This is a genomic window from Mesorhizobium sp. A556, from assembly GCF_054489545.1.
Map to the genome: position 1 here is coordinate 59070 of NZ_JBTMXA010000006.1, position 11586 is coordinate 70655.

Annotated in this window: 12 protein-coding genes; 4 read left to right on the plus strand and 8 right to left on the minus strand. The window is 65.9% G+C overall.

Annotation, left to right across the window (positions count from 1 at the left end):
• Positions 1–5: 5 nt before the first annotated feature.
• The 6 genes from ACX3P0_RS14070 to ACX3P0_RS14095 form a co-directional block, all read right to left on the minus strand.
• A complete protein-coding gene (locus ACX3P0_RS14070; RefSeq protein ID WP_459089364.1) occupies positions 6–956 on the minus strand; it encodes a glycosyltransferase family 2 protein in 951 nt (316 codons plus the stop codon).
• Positions 946–1914 (minus strand): glycosyltransferase family 2 protein, encoded by a 969-nt coding sequence (locus tag ACX3P0_RS14075; protein WP_459079901.1) that lies wholly within the window; start codon positions 1912–1914, stop codon positions 946–948. The genes ACX3P0_RS14070 and ACX3P0_RS14075 overlap by 11 nt, the downstream gene beginning before the upstream one ends.
• A complete protein-coding gene (locus tag ACX3P0_RS14080) occupies positions 1911–2939 on the minus strand; it encodes a glycosyltransferase family 2 protein (RefSeq protein ID WP_459089366.1) in 1029 nt (342 codons plus the stop codon). The genes ACX3P0_RS14075 and ACX3P0_RS14080 overlap by 4 nt, the downstream gene beginning before the upstream one ends.
• Complete coding sequence (locus ACX3P0_RS14085) at positions 2936–4111, minus strand: glycosyltransferase (RefSeq protein WP_459089368.1); 1176 nt, start codon at positions 4109–4111, stop codon at positions 2936–2938. Before ACX3P0_RS14085 ends, ACX3P0_RS14080 begins: the two co-directional genes overlap by 4 nt.
• 12 nt (positions 4112–4123) lie before the next feature.
• Positions 4124–4936, minus strand: a complete 813-nt coding sequence (gene exoK / locus ACX3P0_RS14090; protein WP_459089370.1) for an endo-1,3-1,4-beta-glycanase ExoK — start codon at positions 4934–4936, stop codon at positions 4124–4126.
• Between the two features lie 145 nt (positions 4937–5081).
• Complete coding sequence (locus ACX3P0_RS14095) at positions 5082–5483, minus strand: hypothetical protein (RefSeq protein WP_459089372.1); 402 nt, start codon at positions 5481–5483, stop codon at positions 5082–5084.
• Between the two features lie 216 nt (positions 5484–5699).
• Between ACX3P0_RS14095 and ACX3P0_RS14100 the strand changes: the two genes are divergently transcribed.
• Both ACX3P0_RS14100 and ACX3P0_RS14105 read left to right on the plus strand, forming a co-directional pair.
• Positions 5700–6656 carry a glycosyltransferase family 2 protein gene (locus tag ACX3P0_RS14100; protein WP_459089374.1) on the plus strand — a complete coding sequence of 319 codons (957 nt, stop codon included), beginning with the start codon at positions 5700–5702 and terminating at the stop codon, positions 6654–6656.
• A 9-nt stretch (positions 6657–6665) separates the two neighbouring features.
• The gene (locus ACX3P0_RS14105; protein ID WP_459089376.1) at positions 6666–7619 is read left to right on the plus strand and encodes a polysaccharide pyruvyl transferase family protein; all 954 of its coding nucleotides are present in this window, start codon (positions 6666–6668) and stop codon (positions 7617–7619) included.
• On the opposite strand, the gene ACX3P0_RS14110 is transcribed toward ACX3P0_RS14105, so the two are convergent.
• On the minus strand, positions 7610–8614 hold the full coding sequence (locus tag ACX3P0_RS14110) for a glycosyltransferase family 2 protein (protein ID WP_459089378.1): 1005 nt from the start codon (positions 8612–8614) through the stop codon (positions 7610–7612). The two genes, ACX3P0_RS14105 and ACX3P0_RS14110, sit on opposite strands and share 10 nt — an antisense overlap.
• 104 nt (positions 8615–8718) lie before the next feature.
• Entirely contained in the window at positions 8719–9027 is a 309-nt protein-coding gene (locus tag ACX3P0_RS14115) for an exopolysaccharide production repressor protein (protein WP_459089380.1), read from the minus strand.
• A gap of 561 nt (positions 9028–9588) precedes the next feature.
• Here ACX3P0_RS14115 and ACX3P0_RS14120 point away from each other — a divergent pair.
• Both ACX3P0_RS14120 and ACX3P0_RS14125 read left to right on the plus strand, forming a co-directional pair.
• Positions 9589–10266: a sugar transferase gene (locus ACX3P0_RS14120; protein WP_459089382.1), complete on the plus strand. Its 678-nt coding sequence runs from the start codon at positions 9589–9591 to the stop codon at positions 10264–10266.
• A 57-nt stretch (positions 10267–10323) separates the two neighbouring features.
• Complete coding sequence (locus ACX3P0_RS14125; RefSeq protein ID WP_459089384.1) at positions 10324–11583, plus strand: polysaccharide biosynthesis/export family protein; 1260 nt, start codon at positions 10324–10326, stop codon at positions 11581–11583.
• Positions 11584–11586: the final 3 nt, after the last annotated feature.

Sequence of the window (11586 nt, forward strand, 5' to 3'; positions counted from 1 at the left end):
ATGGTTCAGCGGGCCTGCGCCGCCCTGGATAACCCCGACAGCCGCCGCAGCCTGGCCGCGATCGGCATCCGGAGATGGCGCAGCGCCGCCGGATCCCGGAGCGCGACGCCCGCCGCCTTCAGCGGCGCGCGCTGCTTGAGGTGACGGACCAGCGAGAGGAAGGAAGCCCCCCGGCAGAGGCTTCGGGTGCGGCGCGCCTGTGCCGCCAGCGCCGGCGCATCGAGGTCGTATCGGCGCAGGAACGCCGCGTCGGCTTGAAGCATCGCTTCGACATGGTGCAGGTCGAGCACGCGCGAGATCGAGCCGGCGCGGACATGGTAGCGGTAGCCGGCGCTCGGCTCGACCGCGCAGCGCCCGCCACGCGCCAGCGCCGAGGCAAGGAAGATGTAGTCCTCGCCGATGCGCAGCGTCTCGTCGTAGCGCAGGCCGGCATCGCGCAAGAAACGCCGCTCGAACACCGGCTTCATGTAGCCGTAGGAGAACGCGCTTTCAAACAGAAGGCTGGTGCCGATCAGGTCCGCCAACGACAGACCGGCGAGCGCCCGAAGATGGTCCGGCGCGAACATCGGCTCGCCGGTGCTCATGCCTTCACGCACGATTTCGAGATTGTCGACGGCGATCTCGGCGCCCGCTGCCTCCGCCCGCCGCATCATGCGCGCCAGCCGGTCGGGATGGATGGTGTCGTCGGAATCGAGCACCGCCACCCAGCGGCCGCTCGCGACATCCAGCCCGGCGTTGCGGGCGCCGCCCGGTCCGCAGTTCTGGTCCAGTTCGACCACGCGCACGAGGTCGCGCGGAAAACGGGTGGCGACCTCAACCGTGCGGTCGCTCGAGCAATCGTCGACGACGACGACCTCCACCGAGACGCCGCGCTGCGCCAGCGCGCTTTCGATGGCGCGACGAATAGAGCCTTCGGCGTTGAAGGCGGCAATGAGGAAGGTGACGTCAGGCTGCATGGCGCTTGCTTTCCATCCGGGCATCGATCGGGCCTTCCAGCGGAGCACCTTCGCCATATTGCTGGATTTCACGGCCGCCCAGCAGACCGACGACCGCGCCGGCATGGAAAACGCCGCGCAAGGCATGGTGGTTGCGGCGGGGAGCGAAAGGAGCGGTAGCCGCCGCCGCGCCGAGGCAGTAGCCGGCCTTGACCACGGCAAGCACGACCTGGCGCGCGCGAGCCGTCCGCGACAGCCCCTCGCCGGCCAGCCGGCCATGCGTCTGGCCGCTGCGGAAACGGCGCTTCGCCAGCCAGGCGAAGCTGGCGCGCGAAGCCGGCACCGGCTCGCGCGCCACCGCACCAGGCGCATAGGCGATGCGCCCGCCGGCCCGATGGAGCCGCGTAAAATAGTCCGTGTCTTCGCCGCCGCTGCGGCCCAGCAGCAGGCTGAAGCGCCGCCCCGCGACCACGGGGGAAGACAGGCGCAGCAGCGTGTTGCCCGAGTAGCCGGTGCGGATCTCGCCCTCGACCCGGACGGGACGGGTCGAATGGAAATCGCCTTCGCGCATCCAGCGCGGCGCGCCCTCGCCATAGATTGCGAGCACCGGCCCCAAAACAACGTCGGCGCCCGAGGCGTTGGTCACCGACAAAAGCTCGGTCAGCCAGTCGCTCGACACCACCTCCTGATCGTCGTCCATGAAGATCAGGAAATCGCCGTTGGCCGCTTCCAGGCAGGCGTTGCGGGCAAGCGAGATGTTGGACGCCGGGCAATGGACGTAGCGGATTTCAAAAGGCAGGCTGGCGGCCATGACATAGACCAGAGCGCGTGCGCTCGGCACGGCGTCGTTGTCGGCCACGACGATCCGCAGCACCGCCCCGGCGGGAACGTGCAGGCCGGCGAGCGAACGTAGCGTCTGCTCCAGTCGTGGCCGGCGGAACGTGCAGATGCCGATATCGATGCGCACGCGATTGTTCATGACGCTGCCGCCTTCCGTTTCCAGGACAGGGCAAGTTGCATCCAGAAGCCGGCCGACCAGGCCAGATGCATGACCATTGCCGAGAAGCCGGCGAGCGGGCCGTAGGGATTGCGCTCGGCCAGCGCCAGCCAGACGCCGTAGCCCATGCACACCGCCACCCACAGCCCGGCCGGGATCAGGGCCGAAAGGCTGATGAAGGCGAGCAGAGCGCCCGCCACGACCGGCAGCACCATCAGCGGCACCATCTGCCTCACCTTCGGAATGGCGCGATGCTTGAGGATGTTCCTGGCGCGGCCGCGGCCGTAGCCGAGATACTGCCGAAACAGGCTGCCGACGGAAGCGCGCGGATAGTAGGTCATGACCGTCCTGTCGGTCATCCAGATGCGATAGCCGGCCGCGCGCAGCCGGAAGTCGAGTTCGGCATCCTCGTTGTGGCTGAAGGCTTCGTCGTAGCCGCCGACCGCGCGGAACGCCGCCACGCTCATCAGCGCATGATGGCCATGATCGGTCCAGTGGCCCGTGGCGCCCTCGCGGTGCGGCGAGCCGCCATTGCCGAGCTTCGAGTTCTGCGCCGAAGCGGTCGCCCGCTGGAAGATGGTGAGGCCTTGCGTGACCATGGAGACGACCACCGAATCGGCGCCGGTGGCGTCGGCTTCCTCGATCAGCCGGTCGCAATAGTCGTGCGGATAGCCGCCATGCGCGTCGATGCGGATGAAGCGTGCGAACGCATCTCCATATGCGGCAACGGCAAGATTGACGGCGGCGGCCTGCAGCCCGCGGGGATTGTGAAGCAGAATGACGCGCGGTTCGGCCGCCGCGATTTGCTCGACGATGCGCCGGGTGCCGTCCTTGCTGCCGCCGTCCGCGACGACGATGACCATGTCCAGCCGCTCCGCCGGGCCGATCAGGCGCGCGAGCAGGTCGCCGATATGGCTGGCCTCGTTCAGGCACGGGATCACCACCATGCAGCGGCCGCCCGGCACAGCTTTCGATGGCTCGCCGTCAAGGTGCGCTTGCCGGGTCATGCCGCTTCCTCCAGCAGGATATCGCCGCCCGCCCTCGATCCCGCCACGGCTTTCAGGCCCTCGACCAGCGCGCGGCAGTCGCCGATGCCGGCGACCCAGTCGCGGCTGTCATGCGCCACGACCCGCTGCCGCAGCGCGTCATATCCTTGCCGGCTGATGGCGGACAGCGCGGCTTCGAGCCCGTCCGTGGAATCATCGTCAAGCAGCAGCCCAAGCTTGCGTTGCGCAAGGAAGCGCGCCGTCTCCGTGCCTTTCATCGCAATCGGAACGACGCCATGGCGGCAGCCTTCGTAGAGACGATTGGGCAGCAGCCACGCGGCGTTCAGCCCTTCCTCGAAGAAGTCGATCGCCCAGCAGAAATGCACCGCGCCGTAGATGGCGGCGAGATCGTCCGGATTGCGGTAGGGGCCGGCGAAACAAATATGCGGCTCGGCCGCCACGAAGCGGTCGAAATCGGTGAACTCGCGGTAGGCGGGGCGGCCACGCAGCACGACCTCGAAACGGCCGCCCGCCCGCCGCGTGAAGGCGGCCAGGAGATCGAGCGACTTGGCGCAGCGCAGCGCGCCGAACCAGCCGATCCGCCACGGCTCGCCGGCATCCGGAGGCGCGGCCTTCGGGCCGGGCGCCTGCGGCGTGCCCAGTTCCAGTACCTTGTTCGGCAGCAGCGCGGTCGGCGCGGCCGACTGCCCGAAACGGACGAAATAATCGCGCACGAAGGCCGGCGAACTGGTGATCAGAAGCGCCGCGTCGCGGCCGAACAGCCGCTCGGCCCCGCGCATCGCCTTGCCCACCGGGCCGGGGTCGAGCAGCAGGCGGTGAATGTCCAGGCACTCGTAGACGAGCGGAATGTCGGCACCGAAAACCGCCCGCGCCCGGTTGGCGAGCGCCAGCATTTCCAGGTTGCGCCCTATGATGACGTCGGGCCTGGCGACATGCCGGAGCTTGCCCGCCAGCGCCATGGCCGCCGCCGCTACCGAGGCCAGCCGCTGCGTGAACCTGCCGTCCTGCGTGCGGCCGAGTTCGATGGGGGCTGCCCCTTCCATTCTCTCCGGCGCCGCGTCACGGCGAAAGCCGGCCAGCGTCACCGTGGCGCCGCCCGCTTCCAGCATCGTCACGCGCCGGTGCACGGCCGGATCGGACAGGTTGTGCACCAGATAAAGGATGCGCAGCATCGCCAGTCCCTCTTATTGCGATTGCGTCTTGCAAACGACGGATTCGGGGAACTGGCACTTGTCGCCTTCGGCGGTGAAGGCAACGCGGTCCACTTGCGCGGTGACCGGTTGGCCGGGATCGGCGAACGCGCCCATCCACGATTGCAGCGTGTCGCTCCCCCACAGGCTCAGATAGATCTTGGCGGGATGGGTAGGCAGCTTGGCGGGGTCCGTGACCTCGCCGACGAGCTTGCCGTCGACATACCAGGCGATGCTGTCCTTGCGCCAGACGAAGGCATAGTCGTGGAAATCCTTGTCGGCGCCGCCCGCCACCTCCACCAGTTTGGCGGGGCCGAGGCTCTTGCCGTCGACGAAGCGGTTGATCTGCACCGTCGCCGGATCCTTGCCGAGCACCTCGAAATCGATCTCGTCATGCGGCTGCTTGTGGACAGGGCCGATATAGGAGAAGAAACCGGTGTTGAGGCCGGAGCCCGCCGCCGCCTTCATGCGTACCTCGAAGGTGCCATGGCCGAATCGCTGATTGGTCTGCACTTCGCCGCAGACGTAGTCCCGGTCCTTGGTTTTCTGCCTGGCGAACCCGAGGGTGAGCGTGCCGCCCTCGACGCCGACCTGCCCCTTTGACCAGGTGCAGTTCTGATGATCGCCATTCGCCCAGCCGTCCGAGACGTACCAGCGCCCGGCGTCGAGCCTGTCGAAATTCTCGACGAAGGACTTGCCGTTGGCGGGCTGTGCATGGGCGGCGGGAGGGCCGCAGAGCGCCGCCGCCGCAAGGCCCGCAGCCAGCCATGTGCAGCCGCGAGTGGGAAACCTCAGATACATCGTCATCCTACCGCCTTTCAGTGCGGCGCCGTCCTCCCAGCGGCGCTCCGTTCAAGCAAACGTTGCGCTGCACATAAGGCCGTCAGGGGATGAGAATGTGACGCGCGGCCGTTTTGGCGGTCAGCCTGCCGGTCACTTTTTATGATCGGCGTTAAGCGGACGGCCGCACCGAGGCGGCGGCGGCGGCGGCGACCTCTTCCGTTTGCTGGGGAAACAGCGCGACGCGCTCGCGCAACCCGTTCACGAAAGCGGCCTGTTGCCCCAACGCGTCGAGCCGCCTCGTATAGTCGATCATGGTCTGGGTGAGCTGGTCGACGGATGATGCCATTTCCGGGCCTGCCTCATCCTGCTCCAGCGCCTGCTGCGAGAAGGCCGCGCGCACTGTCACGCTTTCATACCGGCCGCGCAGGCCGTCGCGCTCATGCTCGATCTCGGTCACCAGATCGTCCAGGAAAGCGCGCAAACGCCCGGCGCGCGCAGCATCCGTATCGCGGTCGCGCCGCGGATTTCTGGTTCGGAAAGGGTTCGCTGCGCGCACGCTGAACAGGGCCATTTCGACAGTCTCCTTTGTTCCCACCCAGCGCCCCATAACTTGCAAAGATGGCAAAGCGACGGAGGACAGGACCCCGTGCCGCGTCTTCGCCGTAAAGGCCGTGATCCGGTGCGGCGACAAATTTCAGCCCGAAACTGCTGGTCTTGAAGGGCCAGCCCGCACCGGCGGGGTCGAAGGCGGCCCCTCGCCGGGCGCGTGAACGACGAAAGGACGACGATGAAGTGCAGCGTGATCATCCCCTACTACCAGCGCGAACCCGGCATCCTGCAACGCGCCCTGAAATCGGTGTTCGCGCAGTCGCATGCGGATTTCGACATCATCGTCATCGATGATTCCTCGCCGCTGCCGGTCGAGACCGAGGTCGAGGCCTTTTCGCTCGAACAGCGGGCACGGATCGCTGTCATCAAGCAGGCCAATGCCGGCCCCGGCGGCGCGCGCAACACCGGCCTCGACCACGTTCCGGCCGACAGCGCCTGCGTCGCCTTCCTGGATTCCGACGACGAATGGACGCCCGGTCACCTCAAAACGGCAACGGAGGCGCTCACCCGGTTCGACGCCGATTGCTACTGGGCCTCCATTCAGGGCGGCGCAGAATTCTACTATCATTTCGGCGTCGCGGACCTCGCCGGCAGCACCGCCGGCAGCCGCCTTTGCGACGATCCGCCGCTCGTCGAGATCCCGGACCTTGCCGGCGTCATGCTCAAGGACTGGAGCTTTCTGCACCTGTCCTGCATGGTGATCGGCGAAAGCTTGTTCCGCACCGCCCGCTTCGAGGCGGAACTGCGGCTGGCGGCGGAGGACGTGCTGTTCTTCTATGACTGCATCCGCGGCGCGCGCCGCGTGGTGCTCGGCGAGAACGTGGGCGCCGTGCGCGGCGAGGGTCTCAACATCTTTCACGGCGTCGCCAGCGATTCGCCGCAGTTCCTGCAACAGCAGTTCAATACCTGGGTGGCGCTCGACCGGCTGGAGAGCCGCTCCGTCCATCGGCCCGAGGACCGCGCCTCGATCCATTCCTACAAGCAGACCGCCCGGCAACAGGCGCTGTGGGGCCAGGCCCGGCTGGTGCGCGGCCGCAAGACGCCGCAATTCGGCCTCCTGGCGCAATGGGCCTGGCGCGACCCGCAAATCCTGCGCAGCGCCGTCGAACTCGCCGTCGCCAAGATGGCCAGATAGGACAGGACCATGCAGCCTTTCCACTGGGAATCCGAGCACGGCAATTTCGGCGACGACCTGAACCTGTGGCTGTGGGATTTCCTGCTGCCCGGCTTTCGCGAGGCGCATCCGGACATGCTGCTGGTCGGCGTCGGCACGGTGCTCAACCGGACGCTGCTGCCGCCGCGACAAAGGAAGCTGATCGTCGGCAGCGGCTTCGGCTATGGCGCGGCGCCCGACTTTTCCGACAAGGCGGAATGGGACGTGCGCAGCGTGCGCGGGCCGCTCACGGCGGCCAAGCTCGGGCTGGACGAAGCGCTCGGCATCGTCGACCCGGCGGTGATGGTGGCCGACATGCCCGAGTTCCGGGCGGTGCCGAAGGTCCACGACGCCATCTTCGTGCCGCACTGGGAATCGACCGTCGGCGGCATCTGGCCGGCCGTCTGCCAGGCGGCCGGCCTTGCCTATGTCGACCCGTGCGGCGACGCGAAGACGGTGATCGGCGCCATTGCGGGCGCGCGGCTCGTGGTGGCCGAATCCATGCACGCCGCCATCCTCGCCGACGCGCTGCGGGTGCCCTTTGTCGCCGTCACCACGTCTCGCAACGTCAACGGCTTCAAATGGCAGGACTGGGCGTCGTCGCTCGGACTGACCTACCGGCCGCGCCGCGTGCCGGTCTCCTCGCGGGCCGAGGCGATCACCAAGGGAGCCCGCTTCTGGGGCGTCGATTTCGAGCGCAAGGCGGTTGTGGATCACACAAGGCCCGACAGGCTGGACCCGAACGAAACCGAGGTGCTGACGCGCGCCGAACCACCCCGGTCGGCGCTGCGCGACGCGCTCAAGCATGCGCTGGCGGCGCCCTCGGTGATCGCCCTTCGCCAGGCCAGCAAGGCAAGGCCGCAACTCAGTGCCGATGCCAGGCTGACTGAGCGCAAGGACCGGTTCCGCGACGTGCTCGCCGGCATACGGCGCGACTATTTCTGAACGGCGCGCCCGGCCAGGAGATAGCGCCGCGGTGCGGCCTTCTCGCCGGCTGGACCGATCCTTCCGCTCAGCGCCTCGAACTTGTCGGCGGCGACGCCGCCGACAATCGCCGGAAGTGCTGCGGGGCAGGCGAGCGCGTGAAGCGCCGCCCTCGTCAGGCCACGCTCGGCCTTGATGTCGAGGAAGCGGCGCAACTCGTAGCGCGCGCGCATGTGGTGTTCGTGGCGATGCAGGGCCGCGCTGGCGGCATCGTCCGTCTCCGGCAAGGCAAGGATGGCGCGGTCGGCTTCGTACAGGCGCTTCAGGTCGGACGTCCGGTGGCGGCCGCTCAGCGAATCCGCGCGCACGACGGCACCATAGCCGCAGCCATGCACCACCTTGTAGCGGGCGCCCTTCAGCAAGGCCCGCGCATAGAGGTCGTAATCCTCGCCCAGCCGCAAGCCTTCGTCGTAGCGCAGTTGGTGCGCATCGAGGAATGCGCGCCGCATCACCGGCTTCAGGAAACCGATCTCGCCGCGCGACGCGCCGCGCCGCGAAATGTTGCCGTCGACGAAGCCCGGCAAGTCGAGGAAGCGCGGCTCGGCCGCGAAGTCCGGCACGGCGAACTCCGTTTCAATCGCGTCACGCGAATCGACGAAGACGATGTTGTCGGCGACGAAGTCCCAGTCGTCGCCGCCGAGAAGCTTGCCGAACCGGCCTTCAAGGAAGAAATCGTCGGCATCGAGAATGGCGATCAGCGGCGCGGTGGAATGCGCGATCGCATGGTTGCGCGCGAAGGACGGGCCGCGATTGACGTCGAGCCGCAGGATACGCAGCCGCCCGCTTCCGTCGTCCGCGCCGAGAGCCGCCTCGGCCGTCCGATCGCTCGATCCGTCGTCGACCGCGACCACCTCGGCGACGTGCTCGTCACGCAGGGCCGAACTTACCGCCTGTGCGACGGTCCGGTCCGCGTTTCTGGCTGCGATGATGACGCAGACTGTGGCGGTTGATGACATCCGCACCCTCTCGATCAGCTTGGCCCGCCCGCATGGCGGACCGGTCGCAGAACCGAAAGGCGATTTGATGACGGTCAAAAAAAGCTGTTGCTGCCTGGCGCGAATTAACGCACGGGCTGCTGGTCTTTCTTCGCCGGAGCTGGCGGGGGCTGCTTGCGCGCGGACTCCTTGTGCGCGGGTTCTGGGGCCTTGCCGGGGGCGGGCGATCGCCGGATCATCACCAGAACCGCCACGAAATAGCCGACCTGGATGACGACCGCGCAGATGGCGGTATTGATCAGGGTGGTCCACAGCGACTGCGTGATGACGTAGGTGACGACGGCGAATACCACCAAAGCGCCGATGAAGCCGCGAAGGAACAGGACAAAGGACATGTCAGCCGGACAGGCCGGGCCAGCGCCGCGTGCGATCAAATTTCACGTCCAAGACTACCTCCCGCCCAAGCAGCAACGGTTGCTGCGCATCCGGTGTATTAGGCATTGGCTGTTTTCTGGACCGGAGGCGCGAATTCAATCGCGTCTGTATAGCAGAATATATAAAATATTCGCACGGCAGGCAATACGCAAGCTGGGCGGACTCCTCTCACATCGCCGATTCTTGGCGGGATTCCCCATCACCGTTGTGCGACGGCGACATCTTCCCGAGGATTTAGTCGAAAAGAATACGCTATAATATATACCTATATATATCGGCGATAGTGTGGTTACTTTTTAAATGTGGCGCGATATCTTCAAACAAAATGCAGTTTCCAGGAAAATAAATTGATATAGATTTTCTATTTTCATTTTTTTATGATGGAATTAGTAAAAATTCCCGGAGAAATCCGCTTATGTGACTGCCCGTCACAAATTATGATCGAAAATTGATCCGCCTGACCTATTTTCATCGAACCAACGTCATATCTCCCGCCCTATCAATGAGCATGTTGCGTCGCAGCATTTGCATCTGACGATCAACATCGCGGAGCGGCAATAATGTCACAGACCGGACTGGCGCAGAGGGCTTCCGAAGCGGAATCGGACATGGAGGGGGAGCCGCCGATAGGCGGTGCCTTCAAGCGCTCTTTCGACATAACAGCGGCGCTTGCCGGAATCGTCGTCCTCGGCCCGCTTTTCCTGATGCTGGTCCTTCTGGTCAAACTCTCCGATGGTGGCAGGGTGATTTACGGACATCCGCGAATCGGCAGCAACGGCAAGGTCTTCCGCTGCCTCAAGTTCCGCACCATGGTCGAGAACGGGGACGAAGTGCTGACCGCGCATTTCGCCAGGAACCCGCAGGAACGCGAGGAATGGAACGCGACGCGCAAATTGCAGAACGATCCCCGCGTCACGCGGGTCGGCACGGTCCTGCGCAAGCTCAGCCTCGATGAACTGCCCCAGATCTTCAACATCCTGCGCGGCGAGATGAGTTTCGTCGGACCGCGGCCGGTCGTCGACGACGAACTCGTCATGTACGGCACAGCCGCAAGCTTCTACCTGAAATCGCGCCCCGGCCTGACGGGACTGTGGCAGGTCAGCGGCCGCAACGACGTCTCCTACGGGACACGCGTCGCCTTCGACAGGCACTATGTCGAGAACTGGTCGTTCGCCTTCGACCTGAAGATCCTGATCTGGACCGTACCGGCGGTGTTTTCGTCGCGCGGCAGCTACTGAAGGTGGCCGCGTCCTCACCCCACGATCCTCGATCCGCAAACGAAGGAAGCCAGTGATTTGACCCGGATATCGCAAACGGCCCGCGTCTTGCTCGCCATCGGCATCCTGCTGGCGACAGTGTCGCTACAGACCTTGTCCGCCGCAGCCGAGGAATACCGGCTGGGCACGATGGACAAACTGCGCGTACGGGTCGCGGAATGGCAAAGCGCCGAAGGCGGTTTCCGCGACTGGTCGGCCGTCAGCGGCGACTATGGCGTCGGGCCGGCAGGCACCATATCCATCCCGTTCGTCGGCGAATTGCCCGTAACGGGAAAGACCACGGCACAGGTCGCCGCCGCCATCGGCGATGGCCTTCAGCAGAAACTCGGCCTGCCCGACCGGCCGGAGGCTTCCGTGGAACTGGCGGAATTCCGTCCGATCTTCGTTTCCGGCGACGTGCAGACGCCCGGCCGCTATCCCTACGATCCGCAACTGACCGTGCTGAAGGCCCTCAGCATCGCCGGCGGGCTGCACCGGTCGGAAAGTGGCCAGGGCGGAGTGCGCGACTTCATCATGGCGCAGGGCAACTACGAGGTGATGGCCTCGCAGCGCGACGGCCTTCTGGCAAGGCGGGCCAGGCTGGACGCCGAAGCCGCCGACAAGCAGCAGATCGATTTCCCGCCGGAACTCGCCAAGGCAGCGGCCGGAAAGAAGCTGATGGCCGACGAAACCAACCTGATGCAGGCGAGGCAGAAGCGGCTGCGCCTGCAACTCGAAAGCCTCGACAACCTCAAGGCCCTGCTGCAGGCCGAGATCGATTCGCTGCAGAAGAAGATCGCCACGCAGTCGAGGCAGACTGATCTGGCGCGTGAGGAACTGAAAGGCATCGATAAACTTGCCGGCAAGGGCCTCGTGGTCAACCAGCGCGTGCTCACCCTCGAGCAGACGATCGCCGAACTGGAAAGCAAGCTGCTCGACATGGATACGGCCATACTGCGCGCCAAGCAGGACATCGCCAAGGCGACGCAGGACGCCATCGGCCTGCAGAACGACCGGGACACCGAGATCGCCCAGGATCGCCAGCAGACGGAAGCCGACCTCGACGCGATGAACCTGAGAATGGGCATGTATTCCGGCCTGATGACGGAAGCCCTGGAACGGGCACCCGATGCCGCGCGCAACGCCAATGGCCGCAATCCGCCGCAGATGAGCTTTTCCATCGTGCGCACGGCCGACGACGGCAAGGAGGGCGAGATCGCGGCCGACGAGAACACGCCGGTCCTGCCGGGAGACGTCGTCAAGGTGGAGATCAAGCCGACATCCGCGGATTCCAACTGAGCG